Below are 16,002 nucleotides of genomic sequence, written 5' to 3' on the forward strand. Positions count from 1 at the left end.
CGTTCCTAGATTTTCAATAATTGGTTGATAATATATATTATGTTAAATTATTGAATGGGCGTTGCATTATACGGTTCCAGGATCATCTCACGCCCCTCTACCCGCCAGCTTTTCATTTCTGACAGGAAATTCATTCCCAGAACGTTGGAATCGCCGAATGCTTCGGCCACAACCACTGGCAGGTCTAATGCCGTCATTGGCCCGACCTTCAACGACTGAATGGATCCGCGCTGTGCCTCGACAGTTCCGTTGGCGGTGTTCAGATATGTTGGAAAACCACCTTCATTGATATCTATATTGGCCGCCCGAGCTGTCTTGAGTGTCATGGCGGTCGTCGTGGCGCCGCTGTCGATCAAAAACCGGACTGGCATGCCGTTTACCTCAGCATCGGCCCAGTAATGGCCATCTACCGATCGCCGTATTTTTAGCGTCCCGCCGACCACTTGCTGTTCGTTCGCGCCGGTCAGTTCTCCGGTCACCTTGTTCCACACACCGACGATTTCATTCTGATAAGAAAATGCGACGATAAATATCGCGAATATCGCGACCCAACTCAACGCGGTGCGGACAATCTCGCCCAAGCCGATACGCCGGGAAAATAGCGCGCTGGCAACCAGCACTAAGGCGCCAATCGCAAATACAAGATTGATATTCTGATCTTCGGTCACGTCTAAATCTCTATCACATATCCATCATAGGCGGGCCGGATATCTTTCGGTAATATGGCGCAGAGATGGTTATAATCCATCGATTTATCCATATGCGTCAGCAGGCTTAACCGCGGATTTACGGACTTTATCAGGTCGCGCGTCATGTCGAGATGTGCGTGGGTTGGGTGCGGTTTTTCACGGAGCGCATCCACTATGAATATATCACTCTTTTTGAATATTCCCCGCATATCTTCAGTGGCTTCGCCAAAGTCAGTGGCATAGCATATCGCCTTTCCGCCATATTCAAAACGCAGTCCGGCAGACGTAATACCGCCATGGGGTTGGTCTACGCATTTGACAGTAACATCACCAATTTTCATATTTTCTTCGAGTGGTCGAGCGTCGCAGATCGACGGATAATATTTATGGCCATCAAAAGCGTAAGCGAAACGCTGTTTCAGGCTTTCCAGCGCAAAAGGCCGTGCATAGGCCGGTATTGGCTCCCGTTTTCTGTGAAAGACCTGCCGCAAGTCATCAATACCATGGCAATGATCTGCATGATCATGGGTCCAGATGACATTGTCGATATAATCAATGTCGCAGGCCAGAAACTGCGCGCGGAGATCTGGCGATGTGTCGACCAATATCCGGGTGGTCGGGCTTTCGACAATGATCGATACCCTGCTCCGCCGGTTTTTCGGTTCATCCGGATCGCAATCACCCCAATCATTTCCGATTCTGGGCACTCCAGAGGATGTACCGCAACCGAGAATCGTGAGTTTCATTACGGTTGTCCCGACCAAAGTCAGGGACGCGCCTTGTTAAACAGTTTGTAGAAATTTCGAGATGTTGTTTCGCAAAGTTCAGAATATTTCTCACCACGCAACTCGGCCAGAAACCTTGCTGTATTGGCAACAAAAGCAGGCTCACCAGTCTTTCCACGATGCGGTACCGGGGCGAGGAACGGTGCGTCGGTTTCTACCAGCAGTCGATCCGTAGGCAATTTTGCCGCCGTTGCCTGCAAATCCTTCGCGTTTTTGAACGTCACGATACCCGAGATGGATATATAAAGGCCCAAATCCAGTGCTTTATGGGCAAAATCTTCACTCGCGGTGAAACAGTGGATCACGCCGGTATAAGCGCCCTGCTCCATTTCTTCGGCCATGATCGCTGCGGTATCGTCCTCGGCATCGCGCGTATGGACAATAATCGGCAAGCCGGTTTCGCGCGCGGCATGAATATGGGTGCGAAAGCTCTGTCGCTGGCGATCACGGTCGCTATGGTCGTAATAATAATCAAGGCCGGTTTCGCCGATGGCGATAACGCGTTCATGTTCGGCTTCCTTGACCAGTTTCGCCAGATCAATATCAGGATGGGCATCGGCTTCGTGAGGATGAATGCCAATGCTCGACCAGACGTCGCTTTCGCGCTCTGCGGTTGCCACGATATCGCGCCATTCGCTTTCCCGTGTCGAGATGTTGAGCATGGCTGTGACGCCGCTCTCCCGAGCGCGATCGAGTACAGCGCCCTGCTCTTCGATCAGGCCCTTATAATTGAGATGACAGTGGCTATCGACGAGCATGATTACCCTTCTCCATCGGCTGCGGGCATTTCCAGACGCGGGAAAATGCCGCTGGGTTGCGGTAGCGTCAGGCCAGGGTTGATGGCGTTTGTCAGATGCTCAAATGCCCGCTCATCGTCACTTTGGGCCAGAAGATCGAGCATTTTGTCGCAACTTTCCGGAATGACCCAGCGTAGCATGATTGCTAGCTGGCGAATGGATTCTGCGGTATAATACAGCACCGTGTCAGCCCGCGCGGGATCAGTCTTGCGCAAGGCCCAGGGCGCCTGGTCAGCAAAATACTGATTGGTCGCACTCAGCCGCTCCCGCAGCAGATCGATGGCCGCGTGGATAGGAAATTCGCCGTTCTCCATCAGCGCAGTCATATCGGTGAAACAAGCTTTCAAATCGCTGATAAGCTGCTCTTCTGCTTCAATCTTCGCTCCCGCTTCAGGCACCTTGCCATCACAATTTTTTGCTATCATAGACAGGCTGCGTTGGGCGAGGTTGCCAAAATTATTCGCAAGATCGGCATTGGTCTTGGTCACGATCATTTCCGCAGAATAGCTGCCATCCTTGCCGAAAATCACCTCGGACAGCAGAAAATAGCGCAGTTGATCGACACCGAATGCATCGGCCAAAGCAATAGGGTCGACCACATTGCCAACCGATTTTGACATTTTCTGCCCGCGATTGAGCAGGAAGCCATGGCCGAATACCTGCCTGGGAAGCGGCAAATTTGCGCTCATCAGAAAGGCGGGCCAGTAAATGGTGTGGAAGCGCACGATATCCTTGCCGATAATATGCGCAATATCTCCGCCTTCGGTCCAGTATTTTGGATAAAGGTCTGTTTTTTCAGGATACCCCAGGCCGGTGAGATAATTGGTCAGGGCGTCGACCCAGACATACATCACATGATTTTCACTGCCTGGAACTTTCACACCCCAGTCAAAACTGGTGCGTGAAATGGACAGATCATTGAGGCCGCCTTCGATAAATTTGATCATCTCATTGCGGCGGCTGTCCGGTTTCAGAAATCCCGGATTTTCCCTGAAGAATTTTAAGAGCGGTTCCTGATATCTGGACAGACGGAAAAACCAGCTTTCCTCAACCGTCCATTCCACCGGCGTGCCTTGCGGGGACAGCTTTTCCTTTGTGCCGCCCTCACCTTCGGCTTCGATCAGCTCGTCTTCGTCATAATAAGCTTCATCACGAACCGAGTACCAGCCTTCATATTTATCGAGATACAGGTCGCCATTGGCCTCCATGGCCTGCCAGATGGCCTGACTGGCTTTGTGATGATCCGCTTCCGTGGTACGAATGAAACGATCATAACAAACATTAAGTTTGTCGCACATCACTATGAATTGATTCGCCATTTCATCGGCAAGCTCCTGGGGAGCGATAGCTTTGGCAGCAGCTGCCTGCGCCATTTTCAGGCCATGCTCGTCCGTGCCGGTCTGAAAGCGGACGTCGCGGCCCGACAGACGCTGAAAGCGCGCAATGGCATCGGTTGCGATGGCTTCATACGCATGGCCAATATGCGGCGGGCCGTTGGGATAGCTGATCGCCGTCGTGATATAAAATGGATCGGACATGAATTGCTTTCTTGTATCCCTTCCCAAAAATCCGGCTCGAATCCTGACAGGGCCTAACGTCTATCGTTTCTCTTTATGCGCGCTCATCGCGTTGGGCAAGCGATCCCATCAAGCTGCCGAGGCGAAATATAACCGCCTGGTTATCCAGCGCCTTGGGAGAGGCAATCGCGGCGAGATTGCTGGCTTCGCGCCAGAGCTCGATCGCATTGCCGCTGGGCTTGTTACCGGTTGATTTTATGTGCTGGGCCATCAGGCTGGGCGCACGGGCCAGAAAGGCCTGATATCGCGGTGTTGCGGCTTTGAGGGATAGTTTGCGTGCCAGATCATTCTTGATCTGATTGCTTTTGTCTCCGGTGCGCATGATGTCACGGGCGAGACTTTCAAGTTCCGCCAATCCGGCATCCACATATTGCAAAGAGCGTCCCGGCGATCCTTCCCCTGCTGCGACCAGTGCGTTTAATTCCGCCTCGTCCAGCTCGGGTGCTGTGCTGGATAGCACCTGTCGCATCTGATCATCATCCAATGGATCAAAGCGCAATATCTGGCAGCGCGACCGGATGGTCGGCAACAGCCGTTCCGGAGCATGGCTTACCAGCAGAAACACCGTGTGCTTGGGCGGTTCTTCGAGATTTTTGAGCAGCGCGTTGGCACCACCCCTTTCGAGATCATCAATCGCGTCGATTACGACTACCCGATAGGTCGATATCGAAGCCTGTGTCGCGAATAATGACTGCAGGTCTCGGATTTGCGCGATCGAGATATTGCGCTTGAGTTCATGCTCTTCCAGCGAATCTACGCCCTCTTCCCGGGCTTTTTTTTCTTCCTTGTCGGTTTTGCCGCCTCGCTGGACAAGCCGGAAGTCCGGATGGCTTCGGGCGGCAAGCAGTTTCGCGCCCTGGCTCTCATCATCCAGATCAAATCCGCCACCATCCGATGGCCGCTGAATATCAGAATCCAGCAAAAACTGCGCGGCCTGTTTGGCAAACCCTGCTTTGCCCAAACCTTTAGGCCCGGCCAATATCCATGCGTGATGCAAGGTTCCCTTGTCGAAAGACTGCCGGAAAATACGCTGTGCTTTGTCATGCCCGATAAATGACGTCATGCCGTCAACCTATCAGGTCGGTCAGGTTTTGCAGCAAATTTGCTGTTACATCCTCTGGTGATTGAGATGCATCGACCAATTTTACCCGATCTGGTTCTTCGTCGGCATATTGCCGGAATTTGGCCATGACCGATCGATGATAGTCGCTATCACGGCCACCTATGCGATCACTGTCCCCTCGATCCCGGGCCTCGGCACGGCGTGCGGCTACTTCTTCCGGTAAATCGAGGATGAAAGTGCGGTCAGGCATCAGGTTCTCGCTGCCGACACCATGCAAAGCCATGATATCTTCGTCGCTCAACAGTCCGCTGACGCTCTGGTAGGCGCGGCTGCTGTCGACAAACCGGTCGCTGATCACCCATTCACCGCGTTCCAGTGCGGGTCTGATCAGCGACCCACAATGCTCGGACCTTGCCGCAGCAAATAAAAGCGCCTCGGTCCGCATATTCCATTTTTCATCATGGCCGCTTAGCAGAAGCTCGCGAATGACCTCTGCACCCGGTGTACCACCTGGTTCGCGAGTCAGATGGACTTTAAGTCCCCGGCCTTCAAGAGCGGTCGCCAATGCCTTGGCCTGTGTGGACTTGCCCGTCCCCTCCCCGCCTTCCAGACTGATAAAACGTCCGGTCACGCCAGACCCAGCAGGGATTTAAGTCCTGCCCAGACTCGGTCAAAGAAACCGGCTTCCTCAACCGCTTCACCTGCAACCAATGGCATAGACTGGGTGCCAGCATCATCGGTTGATACGAGCAGGGTCGCAATCTGCTGCCCTGCCGCGATTGGTGCCTTGATCGGACCATTATAGCGCACTTTCATCGAGAGCTGTCCGTCAGAACCCTTTGGTAGCGTGGCAAACAGGTCTTTGGGCGCAACCAGATCCACAGAAGAGCTATCGCCCAGCTGGACTTCCGCCGTTTGAACCTTTGTGCCCTTTTTGAACAGGTTTTTGGTTTCCCAGGCGTTGAAGCCCCAGTTCATGAACTTCACCGATTCATTGCTGCGGCCGCCATAGCTGTCCAGGCCAGCCAGCACGGAGACGATGCGACGCCCTTTTTGCTCCGCAGAGCCGGTAAATCCAAAGCCCGCTTCCTCCGTATGTCCGGTTTTCAGACCATCTGCCCCGTCAATTTTGCCGAGCAGGGGATTACGATTGGGTTGCGTGATCGGCTCGCCGCTATTGGTTTTGCCCCAGGTAAACTCGGTGAGTCCGAAGAAATCCTTGTAGAGTTTTGGAAAATCAGCAGAAAGCCGGGTTCCCAAAACGCCAAGATCGCGCGCGGTTACCAGGGTTTTTCCTTCATCGGGCCATCCGGTGCTGTTACCAAAGCGGCTGTTTTTCATGCCAATGCGCTTGGCGGTTTTGGTCATCAAATCCGCGAAATTTTCTTCCGTACCGCCAATCGCCTCTGCCAGAACAACACTGGCATCATTGCCGGATAGCGTAACGATACCGTGCAACAGGTCCTTGACTGTTGGTTCGTCATTTGCGCCCAGAAACATCGTGGAACCCTGCCCAGTCCATTTTTGCCAGGTTGCCCGCTGGATTTTCACTTTCTGGTCGAGGGCCAGCTTGCCCTTTTCAATCTGGTCAAAGGCGACATAGACGGTCATCATCTTTGCCATCGATGCGGGCGGTATTTGCTTGTCCGCGTTTTTTTCAAACAGGATCGCGCCGGATGACAGGTCAGTCATATAGGCAATCGGTGCGTCGGTTTCATAAACTGGTGCCGCAAGGACAGCAGAGGAAATGGCGAGTAGCGGCAGTGACGCCCAAAAAGTCCTGTTCATTAAATTCCCGGTTCCAGATCAGATGTTAGCAATTGGACCTGCACACCGGATTTTATTTTCCGGGACGCAGGATTCTTGCTTCGTTATAGCCGCGCTTTCGCGCCTGTGCCAGCCCGGCTTTGGCATCATTTTCGGTGGCGTAGGGGCCATAGCGCACACGCCAGATCCGCCCGCTGCCATCGGATATAACCTTTGCACCGATTTTGCGAGCCATCGCATTTGCGCGGCTTTTGTTTCCGAAAGCTGCGACCTGAACAGTGTAACCGCCAGCTGCTATCGGGGTTTTGCTTTTCGCCGCCTGTTTCACCGTGCGTTTCTTTGCGGTCTTCGGCGGGTTAGTTTGCTGTCCCGCGCCTTCGATAATGAATTTTCCATCCCGGGAACCAGCTTGCACCGGTGCGGAACTTGATGTTGGGACATAAGAAGCACCGATGCCGCTATTATTGACTGCCCTGCCTGGTGCCGGAGCACTGGCGCGCTGGACTACTGCATCCGGTGTTGGCAATTTAGCGAGATTTTTGCGTAAAATGGTCAACAGGGAATCTGGCGTCGCTATCCGTTCGGTGGCGGCTCCGCCGTTGCGCAGGACGACACGTTCCTGCTCATTCGGATTGACTTTGCGCACCCGTACACCTGCAACGCCTTGTTGATCGATACCCAGCTGTTTGGCGGCACCATGGGAGAGATCAATCAGTCGATCATTCGCAAACGGTCCGCGATCATTCACCCTGACCAATATTGTCCGTCCGGTATCCAGAGCGGTGACTTCGACATAACTCGGCAGTGGCAGCGTTTTATGGGCTGCACTGATGCCGTTCGGGTTAAACCGCTCCCCATTGGCGGTCGGATTGCCGGCGAGTTCGTCACCATACCAGCTGGCGTAGCCGACATTGTCATAGCTAGAGACATCTTCCGGCGTATAGGTTTTTCCGCGCACCTGATAGGGTTTGCCGATCTTGACCGGATAATCGGTTATCCCGCTCGACGCGGAACTGGAAGACGGGGTCGGAACGCGGACATCGGCATTGTCATTCACACCATCAATCGTGCCGCAACTGCCGAGCAAAGCGGCAAGCGCGCTCGCACTCAATATTCTAACTGCGAATTTCATCTGCCAATAGCCCCACTGATAACGCGTAAAAATTTGAACAGTTATAGTCCAATATCACACGATAATTGCCGGTTAGTAAATATGCGGTCTTTCCCTGCCCGTCCGGCTCCAGCAGTGTTGCCATGGTGTCGTTGCTCAAACGCCGTCCCGTTACAGGCGCGACACCCAACGCGCGCCATTCGGCCATGCTTTTCCACTGGCTGTGGCGCTCATGGACCCTGGGGCAGCGCACGGCTTTGGTTTTGTTTTTTATTGCATCCCGGTTGAGTGATGCAGGAACCCGAACGGCTATGCCCCACGGCTCTCCGCGCCGCCATCCGGCGTTCACGAAATAGTTGGCGATTGACGCAACCGCATCGGCTTCGCTGTTCCAGATGTCCGCATAACCGTCTCCGCTGCCGTCCTTGGCAAGCCGGAGATAAACCGAGGGCAGGAATTGCGGTTTGCCCATGGCCCCTGCCCAGCTGCCCTTCATGGCGGACTGCGGAACACCATTATCGATCATTTTCAGGACTGCCAGAAACTCTGCTTCAAACAAGGCGCGCCGCCGACCTTCATAGGCGAGTGTTGCAAGTGCCCGGGGGATATCGAAATTCCCAGTGATGCGGCCGTAATTGGTCTCATGACCGTAAATTGCCATGATCATTGGTCCCGGCACGCCATATTCACGTTCGACATCGGCCAGTTTGGAAATGAGCTGCCTGTATTTTGCTTTCCCGCCGTTAATCCGCGCGGCATCAACATGCCGGCGTTTATACGGTGCGAAGGGCGGAATAGCGCTATTGGGCCGGCCGCCAGGTTGCGACTGGTCAAGCTGAATGACGCGGGGATTATAGGTCAGGCTGGGCAAGACCCTGTCCAGGGTGCGCTGACTGACTCCCTGTTGCAAAGCCTTGCGACCGACTTGCTGCATATAGCTATCAAAGCCGCTCGTGGACTGCGCAACCGCGGCATTGTCGCTGTGGGAATAGGGTAAACTGAAAAATGCAAGCGCGCTGAGGGCAATCGCAGAGGTGAAACGCATGGAAAACTTCCCTTCTTCAACATGTTGTCGCACAAACTGACTCTCAGGGGAATCCCTAAATATCGCACGCGAACAACGACCCGCCGGATAATCTTTATATCCCGGCTTTTTTCGCCGGGACACGCAATTGCCATAATAATCTTTGCGCTTTTAAAAAGAGGGCGCTAGGAGGCTTTCGGCTAGAGCGGACAGGTGGCAGAGTGGTTGAATGCACCGGTCTTGAAAACCGGCGTGCGTGCAAGCGTACCGTGGGTTCGAATCCCACCCTGTCCGCCAGCCATTTCACCTTATATTTGTGCGTCTTTAGTGGTTCGCCAGACCGCCTCTGGGGCCTTCCTCGCTTCTTTCAGGGACATAGGAATCATCCTCAGGCTCGTCGCTCGGCTCTGCCGGGCCGGCGTCGGGATCATAGCCTTCCGGGATAAATTCATCGGAAGATGATTCGACATCTTTACTCGATGACACGCACGCGCTCAACAGCAGGAGCGCGGCGCCTGAAACGATTAACTTATACATGATTTTTTCCTTCTTGCGGGGCCCGCCTGCTTTTAGGAAAGTTATGCATAAGATAACGAACGCCGGATGCGAACGCTATGCGGCACTATGAGCAATAGCTGAGATTTGCGCCATTATTTACCAGCGCCCAACCTGTTGCCCGGACATATTGAGGCAATTCGGGCTGGAGAGAAGGAAGCTTTATTCTTCTTTTACTGGCATGGTACCGGAACTCATGTAGCCCGCATAACCGTCAGTGAAAGCAAACAGAACGCCGTCCGCTTCTTCGGTAGCATAAGTTGTGGCTTCCTGTTCCGTACTGCCAAATTCCAGTTCATCCTTTTTCATCGCTGCTATCATGGCGCTGCGTTCATCTGTGCAAGCGTCCTTAACGGCTTTTTTAAACGGGCCGCGCGCGGTCTTCTGGGTAAGATGGGTAACGGTGAAATCGGTTAGACAGTTCGAGTAATTGACCCTGCTTGTTTCCGCATCGGCCATACCGGCAGTAGCGGCACTTAAGAGGGCGACAGTTGATAACATGAACATAAAATCCTCCTAAAAGCTATGCTTCGTATATATCACAACATGTCTGTGTAATGCTACGAAAAGCGTATCTGGAGCAATGACGGTGCATTTTCCTCACTCACAAAAACTGGCCTTTTTTGTCAAATATTAGAGAATCTTGAGTCGATAGCCTGATAGTCTGTCATAAAATGGCCGGCACGCATCCGCTACTTTTCGCTGAGCATCGGACAGCACGGGTTCGCTGTCCTTTGTCGGTGCGAATGTTGTGGTATCTATGACCCGGTTATACCAGTGGGACGCCCATATCCCATCCGTATCCCGTATCCCTGTGTTCCAGCGCAGCATCGCCGCGTCCCAAGGAATATCAAGAGCCCCGCAAAGCGCCTTCAAATGGCTTTCGGGATTGTGCAATATATCCGCGCTGTCCATCACGATCGGCGCAGAGCCGGTGATTTGAGCCGCCTGATCAAGATATTCAACCTGTCGCTGATATCCCAGATCATCGGGCGTGACTTCGACGCGCTTGGCTGCATAGCTGGCGACGACCTGCTCCGGTTCACGGATCAGGAAGGCGTGTCGATGCTCCGGAAAGTCGGCAATAGAAATCTTATCAACCATGTGATGCGGCATATGTTTCTGATACCAAAGCGCCTTGTCGCCCGGAACCGACCCGCGCATTGCCGATGTAACGGTATCCCAATCGCAATCCATCGATGCGATAATCTCGTCAGCCATGGGTTGCCGAAAACCGGTCTTTTTGAGGAAAGCGCCGTAAAAGGGCTCATCGGTAACCGCACAATCACTGCGGCTGCCAAAGCTGCGCATCATAGCGGTCGAGATGTTGCGCGGGCCCGACCACATGGCGATGCGAATGGGCTCTGACGTCATGACGTCGTGTCGCGTTCAATCAAGGCTTTATAAAGTTCCTGCAGCCGTTCTACCATCGGTCCCCTGCCCTTGCTCAATATGCGGCCATCCACCTCTGTTGCCGGCACAACACCGGCAAAAGTACCGGTTACAAAGGCTTCATCGGCACCATAAACATCGGTCAGGGAGAAATTCTTCTCATAGACCGGAATGTCATTCTCCCGGCAGAGCTGAATGACATTGCTCCGCGTGATCCCGCCCAGGCAATAGTCACCGCTGGATGTCCACACTTCGCCTTTGCGGACAATGAAGAAATGCGTGCTGTTGCAAGTCGCCACAAAGCCCTGCGGATCCAGCATCAATGCCTCGTCTGCCCCGGCCTGTGTCGCCTGAATGCAGGCGGTTATGCAGTTCAGCTTGCTGTGCGAGTTCAATTTCGGGTCCTGCACCGCCGGATCGCCGCGCCGGACATGGACGGTAAACAACCGGATGCCGTTCGCCACCATGCTTGGCAGGGCTTCCTTATATTCCGGAATGATCACAATCGTCGCCGGTGAAATGACCACTCGCGGGTCCTGATAGGGCGTCGAGCGGATACCGCGTGTCACCATCAGGCGGATATGGCAAGCGGTCATGCCATTAGCCTCTATCGTCTCATAAAGCCGCGCGACCAGCTCTTCCCGGCTGATGCCAATATCCATGGCGATGGCTTTGGCGCCTTCGAACAAGCGATCCATATGCGCGCCGAGAAACGCTATACGGCCCTTGTGGACCCGCAAGCCTTCCCAGACCCCATCCCCCAGCATGAAACCGCTGTCAAACACCGACACCATGGCCTCGGCCCGCGGTGTGATAGTGCCGTTGACGTTGATCAGGATCGTTTCGTTGCGAGCATCCTCGACATAGTCATGCGTTCCTTTTGCCATCGATAGTTTCCCTCTTTTCTCCTCTCCCCTTGAGGGAGAGGACACCAAAGCCTTAGCGCCGAGGGCGCTTAGGCGACGTTGGTGAGGGGTCTTGGGAAAGCGCAACCAAAATAGCTTCCAAAACGCCCTCTAAATTCTCGCCTATTTCATTATTCCAAAATCTAAGAACAGAATAGCCTTGCTTCTTCAACCATTGATCGCGCGCCAGATCATGATCATTATCATCATGTTGCGATCCATCTGCTTCCACAATCAGTTTCTTTTTTGTTGCATATGAAGTCGACAATATAAGGACCTATCGGTTGTTGTTTCCGAAATTTATATCCGCCTAATTGCCGGTCTCTTAGCCGGTTCCAAAGCAGGCGTTCCTGAGGCGTCATGTCGCGACGGAGCTGTTTGGCGCGTTTTAGAGTTTGCGGTTTATAACCGGTCATTGGTGCTTTGCCTCGACCCCTCACCAAGATTTTCTAACGAACAAGTTCGTAAGTAAATCTGTCCTCTCCCTCAAGGGGAGAGGAAAAGTGGCCGAAACTGCAAAGAACAACCCTCCTCTCCCCTTGAGGGAGAGGATACCAAAGCCTTAGCAATTTATTGCTTAGGCGACGTTGGTGAGGGGTAACGTCCAATCACATGTGCAAAACGCGCTCATACGCGTCGAGCACGCTTTCATGCATGATTTCGCTCAGAGTCGGGTGCGGGAAGACGGTGTTCATCAATTCGGCTTCGGTCGTCTCCAGCGTCTTGCCCACGGTATAGCCTTGGATCAACTCGGTAACCTCGGCCCCGATCATATGCGCGCCCAGCAATTCGCCGGTTTTCGCATCGAACACGGTTTTGATGAAACCTTCGGTCTCGCCCAGTGCGATGGCCTTACCATTGCCGATAAACGGGAAATTACCGACTTTGACGTCATGACCCGCCGCTTTGGCCTTCGCCTCGGTCAGGCCGACGCTGGCAATCTGGGGATGGCAATAGGTACAGCCGGGGATATTGTTTACATCCATGGCATGCGGGTGACCGCCTGCTATCGCTTCCACCGCGATAACGCCTTCATGACTGGCCTTGTGCGCCAGCCACGGTCCGCCGGTGACGTCACCGATCGCGTAAATACCTTCGACATTGGTCCGGCACATCGCGTCCGTCTTGATATGGAAGCGCTCGTCCGGTTCGATGCCTAGTTCGTCCAGACCGACGGTTTCGACATTGGGCTGGATACCCACCGCTACAATGACATGGCTGAAGTCATGGCTGGCTTTCTTACCCTTGCTGTCTTCAATCTCCGCCTTGACGCCCTTGGCTGACGTTTCGATGCTCTTGACGCCGGCGCCGGTCATGATGGTCATGCCTTGCTTCTTCAGCGACTTTTCAAGGAATTTGGAGATTTCCTCATCTTCCACTGGCACGATGCGGTCCATCATCTCGACCACGGTCACCTCGGCGCCCATGTCATTATAGAAGCTCGCAAATTCGATCCCGATCGCGCCAGAGCCGATAACCAGCAGTTTCTTGGGCATTTCCGGCGGCGTCATGGCGTGGCGATAGGTCCAGATGCGTTTGCCGTCTGCCTTGGCAAAGGGTAAATCGCGGGCGCGGGCACCAGTGGCGATGATGATATTCTTCGCGGTGAGTTCTTCGTCGCCCTTCTCTGTCTTGACGGCGACCTTGCCCTTTTCGACTATCTTGCCGTCGCCCATGACCACATCGATCTTGTTCTTCTTCATCAGGCCGGTGACGCCTTTGTTAAGCTGGTTCGCCACCCCGCGAGAGCGTTTGACCACCGCGTCGAGATCGGCACTGATCTTCTCCGCCGCCAGACCATAATCCGCAGCATGTTTCATATTGTGAAACACTTCCGCTGAGCGGAGGAGTGCCTTGGTCGGAATACAGCCCCAGTTGAGGCAGATACCGCCCAGATTTTCGCGTTCCACAATCGCGGTTTTCAGGCCGAGTTGCGAGGCACGGATAGCCGCAACATAGCCGCCGGGGCCGGAACCGAGGATGATGAGGTCATAAGATTTAGTCATAATTTTCTTTCAATTCAGTTCGTTCAACCAATAGCCACCACAAAATTCCAGCGGTAACTCCCCCAGTTCCTCCTAGTAAAATACCGATTGAAAACACATTAGTTATGCTAGCGCCGAATAACTTCAAAACCAGCAAACATGCGAATGTGCCAACAATTGCACCTAATCCCCCCAAAACAAATGGACCGTTGGTCCAGCCCACCTTCCTAAAAAACAACAGCGAGGGAATGCCGATCAAAAAACTACACACCAAAACAAACGGGAAATACAGCGCGGAAAGGAAAAAAATATAACTCAGAACATTTATCACAGACGTCGTATCAGCATTGCCTTCATACATAATTCCGAGAATTGCTGTCTGAAGGGAAACTAGTAAAGCCACAGAAAAATAACGAATGATGTTTCCTGCTGGACTCAAGCCAGCATCCCCAACGGGTTCTCCACCAGCTCTTTAAACACCTGCATCAACTGCGCGCCGTCGGCGCCGTCAATGGCCCGGTGGTCGAAGCTGCCGGTGGCGCTCATGACGGTGGCGATTTGCAGGCTGTCGTCAATGACATGGGGGCGCTTCTGTCCTGCCCCGATGGCCATGATCATCGCCTGTGGCGGGTTGATGACCGCATCGAAATTCTTGATGCCGAACATGCCCATATTGGAGATGCTGGCGGTGCCGCCCTGATATTCATGCATCTTGAGCTTGCCGTCCTTGGCGCGGCCAGCCAGATCTTTCATCTCGGTGGAGATGGTGCTGAGCGACTTGGTGTCGGCGCTCGTGATAATCGGCGTGATCAAGCCGCCGGGAATACTCACGGCCACCGAGATATCGGTGCGGGCAAATGTCTTGAGCTGATCGCCGTCAATTGAGACATTGCATTTCGGAACTTGCATCAGCGAGACCGCCAGCGCCTTGATCAGCAGATCATTGACCGACAGTTTGACGCCGCGTGGTTCCAGCGTCGCATTGAGTTCGCTACGCAGTTTGAGCAGCTTGTCGAGCTGGATATCCACGGTCAGATAGATATGCGGAATGGTCTGCTTCGCCTCGGTCAGGCGGCGGGCAATGGTCTTACGCATGCCGGACAGTTTCTCCGACGTGTGCGGAATATCGAAATCGCTGGCCGCAGATGCAGGCGTTGCGGCAGGGGCTGGTGCGGGCACGGCGGCTTGGCTTTTAACTGGCGCTGTGCCGCCTTCGGCCGCATCAATATCCGCCTTGATAATCCGTCCGCCGGGACCGGAGCCGCTGAGCGCGCCGAGATCAACGCCTTTCTGCTCGGCCAGACGCCGGGCCAGCGGGCTGACCTTGATCCGCTCTCCTTCAGACGCCGGGGCGTCACCTTTCGGGGCCGGGTCCGTAACCTTTGGAGTAACGTCCCGTGACGGTTTCGCAGGCTTTTCCTCACCTTTCGGAGCGGGTGCTTCCTTCTTGGGCTTCTCCGCGGAACCTTCACCACCTTTCGAAGCCTCAGCAACATCTTCGCCCTCTTCAGCAATGATAGCAATCACTTCGCCGACTTTGACATTATCGGTCCCTTCGGCAACGACAATCTTAGCAATCGTGCCTTCGTCAACCGCCTCAAACTCCATCGTCGCCTTATCGGTTTCGATCTCGGCCAATAGATCGCCTGAAGCGACCTCATCGCCCTCTTTGACTAGCCATTTGGCCAGCGTCCCCTCTTCCATCGTCGGTGACAAAGCGGGCATTTGAAGGTTGATCGGCATGGAGAGGAAACCCTTATTCTATATCAACGTTGCACGCGTTTATGCGCAAATCACAGGAAAGCGCAAGCTGTGTAAATCTTGCATATCACAGGCTTTTATCGCAAGCATGGTTTTAATAGTAGAAATGCGCTGTCAGTTGGGGAGTTTTCATGCGTACTTACCTAGTGGTTATTGACGAAACCGAGGAGGCAAGCATAGCGCTTCGTTTCGCTTCACGCCGGGCGATGAAAACCAATGGTGCTTTGCACATATTGGCGTTGGTGGAGAGCGAAGGATTCGTTGCCTGGGGCGGCGTACAGGCTACGTTAGAGGAAGAAGCCAAGAACCGGGCCGAAGCTTTAGTTTCAAGCGCTGCGGGTACTTTGTTTGACGAAACCGGAATCAGGCCCTCTATCACCGTCAAGGAAGGTAAAGGCGCCAAGGATGTCCGTAAATTGATGGGCGAGATTGACGGATTGGCGGCCCTCGTTCTGGGTGCCGCTGGTAATGGCTCGCCTGGTCCGTTGGTGACTCACTTTGCGGCAACGGAAGCGGGTACCCTCCCCTGCCCGGTAATGGTTGTACCCGGGTCACTGAGCAAGGAAGAGATTGACCGCCTAAGTTAGGAAT

Annotated in this window: 19 protein-coding genes and 1 tRNA gene; 2 read left to right on the forward strand and 18 right to left on the reverse strand. The window is 53.8% G+C overall.

Annotation, left to right across the window (positions count from 1 at the left end):
* Positions 1 to 47: 47 nt before the first annotated feature.
* From DK507_RS13990 to DK507_RS14030, 9 genes are all read right to left on the reverse strand, one after another.
* On the reverse strand, positions 48 to 668 hold the full coding sequence (locus tag DK507_RS13990; protein ID WP_109356955.1) for a TIGR02281 family clan AA aspartic protease: 621 nt from the start codon (positions 666 to 668) through the stop codon (positions 48 to 50).
* Positions 669 to 670: 2 nt separating this feature from the next.
* Positions 671 to 1,435, reverse strand: a complete 765-nt coding sequence (locus DK507_RS13995; RefSeq protein ID WP_109356956.1) for an MBL fold metallo-hydrolase — start codon at positions 1,433 to 1,435, stop codon at positions 671 to 673.
* Between the two features lie 20 nt (positions 1,436 to 1,455).
* A complete protein-coding gene (locus tag DK507_RS14000) occupies positions 1,456 to 2,232 on the reverse strand; it encodes a TatD family hydrolase (RefSeq protein WP_109356957.1) in 777 nt (258 codons plus the stop codon).
* 2 nt (positions 2,233 to 2,234) lie between these two features.
* Positions 2,235 to 3,809 (reverse strand): methionine--tRNA ligase, encoded by a 1,575-nt coding sequence (metG, locus tag DK507_RS14005; protein WP_109356958.1) that lies wholly within the window; start codon positions 3,807 to 3,809, stop codon positions 2,235 to 2,237.
* 73 nt (positions 3,810 to 3,882) lie between these two features.
* Positions 3,883 to 4,911: an AAA family ATPase gene (locus DK507_RS14010; RefSeq protein WP_109356959.1), complete on the reverse strand. Its 1,029-nt coding sequence runs from the start codon at positions 4,909 to 4,911 to the stop codon at positions 3,883 to 3,885.
* Between the two features lie 4 nt (positions 4,912 to 4,915).
* Positions 4,916 to 5,542 carry a dTMP kinase gene (gene tmk / locus DK507_RS14015; RefSeq protein WP_109356960.1) on the reverse strand — a complete coding sequence of 209 codons (627 nt, stop codon included), beginning with the start codon at positions 5,540 to 5,542 and terminating at the stop codon, positions 4,916 to 4,918.
* The gene (locus DK507_RS14020; RefSeq protein ID WP_109356961.1) at positions 5,539 to 6,699 is read right to left on the reverse strand and encodes a D-alanyl-D-alanine carboxypeptidase family protein; all 1,161 of its coding nucleotides are present in this window, start codon (positions 6,697 to 6,699) and stop codon (positions 5,539 to 5,541) included. The genes tmk and DK507_RS14020 overlap by 4 nt, the downstream gene beginning before the upstream one ends.
* A 52-nt stretch (positions 6,700 to 6,751) precedes the next feature.
* Entirely contained in the window at positions 6,752 to 7,810 is a 1,059-nt protein-coding gene (locus DK507_RS14025) for a septal ring lytic transglycosylase RlpA family protein (protein ID WP_109356962.1), read from the reverse strand.
* A complete protein-coding gene (locus DK507_RS14030) occupies positions 7,794 to 8,834 on the reverse strand; it encodes a lytic transglycosylase domain-containing protein (RefSeq protein ID WP_109356963.1) in 1,041 nt (346 codons plus the stop codon). Before DK507_RS14030 ends, DK507_RS14025 begins: the two co-directional genes overlap by 17 nt.
* A 186-nt stretch (positions 8,835 to 9,020) precedes the next feature.
* Here DK507_RS14030 and DK507_RS14035 point away from each other — a divergent pair.
* Positions 9,021 to 9,110, forward strand: a tRNA-Ser gene (locus DK507_RS14035).
* Positions 9,111 to 9,137: 27 nt separating this feature from the next.
* Here DK507_RS14035 and DK507_RS14040 read toward each other — a convergent pair.
* The 9 genes from DK507_RS14040 to DK507_RS14075 all read right to left on the reverse strand — a co-directional run bounded on the left by DK507_RS14040 (position 9,138) and on the right by DK507_RS14075 (position 15,393).
* Positions 9,138 to 9,350, reverse strand: a complete 213-nt coding sequence (locus DK507_RS14040; protein ID WP_109356964.1) for a hypothetical protein — start codon at positions 9,348 to 9,350, stop codon at positions 9,138 to 9,140.
* A gap of 180 nt (positions 9,351 to 9,530) precedes the next feature.
* Positions 9,531 to 9,875, reverse strand: a complete 345-nt coding sequence (locus tag DK507_RS14045; RefSeq protein WP_109356965.1) for a hypothetical protein — start codon at positions 9,873 to 9,875, stop codon at positions 9,531 to 9,533.
* A 126-nt stretch (positions 9,876 to 10,001) separates the two neighbouring features.
* A complete protein-coding gene (locus DK507_RS14050) occupies positions 10,002 to 10,742 on the reverse strand; it encodes an HAD family hydrolase (protein WP_254054392.1) in 741 nt (246 codons plus the stop codon).
* Positions 10,739 to 11,647, reverse strand: a complete 909-nt coding sequence (locus DK507_RS14055) for an aminotransferase class IV (protein WP_109356966.1) — start codon at positions 11,645 to 11,647, stop codon at positions 10,739 to 10,741. Before DK507_RS14055 ends, DK507_RS14050 begins: the two co-directional genes overlap by 4 nt.
* Positions 11,648 to 11,699: 52 nt before the next feature.
* Positions 11,700 to 11,933, reverse strand: coding sequence for a DUF559 domain-containing protein (locus tag DK507_RS18100; protein ID WP_254054393.1), 234 nt, complete (start codon positions 11,931 to 11,933; stop codon positions 11,700 to 11,702).
* Complete coding sequence (locus DK507_RS18105; RefSeq protein ID WP_367889560.1) at positions 11,872 to 12,081, reverse strand: endonuclease domain-containing protein; 210 nt, start codon at positions 12,079 to 12,081, stop codon at positions 11,872 to 11,874. The genes DK507_RS18100 and DK507_RS18105 overlap by 62 nt, the downstream gene beginning before the upstream one ends.
* A gap of 192 nt (positions 12,082 to 12,273) precedes the next feature.
* Positions 12,274 to 13,671: a dihydrolipoyl dehydrogenase gene (lpdA, locus tag DK507_RS14065; protein WP_109356967.1), complete on the reverse strand. Its 1,398-nt coding sequence runs from the start codon at positions 13,669 to 13,671 to the stop codon at positions 12,274 to 12,276.
* Positions 13,664 to 14,089 carry a hypothetical protein gene (locus tag DK507_RS14070; protein ID WP_162559061.1) on the reverse strand — a complete coding sequence of 142 codons (426 nt, stop codon included), beginning with the start codon at positions 14,087 to 14,089 and terminating at the stop codon, positions 13,664 to 13,666. Before DK507_RS14070 ends, lpdA begins: the two co-directional genes overlap by 8 nt.
* Positions 14,086 to 15,393: a pyruvate dehydrogenase complex dihydrolipoamide acetyltransferase gene (locus DK507_RS14075; protein WP_109356969.1), complete on the reverse strand. Its 1,308-nt coding sequence runs from the start codon at positions 15,391 to 15,393 to the stop codon at positions 14,086 to 14,088. Before DK507_RS14075 ends, DK507_RS14070 begins: the two co-directional genes overlap by 4 nt.
* A 149-nt stretch (positions 15,394 to 15,542) precedes the next feature.
* Between DK507_RS14075 and DK507_RS14080 the strand changes: the two genes are divergently transcribed.
* A complete protein-coding gene (locus DK507_RS14080; RefSeq protein ID WP_109356970.1) occupies positions 15,543 to 15,998 on the forward strand; it encodes a universal stress protein in 456 nt (151 codons plus the stop codon).
* The last annotated feature ends 4 nt before the right edge of the window (positions 15,999 to 16,002 follow it).

It is taken from the genome of Sphingorhabdus sp. EL138 (assembly GCF_900258045.1).
Taxonomy (GTDB): Bacteria; Pseudomonadota; Alphaproteobacteria; order Sphingomonadales; family Sphingomonadaceae; genus Parasphingorhabdus.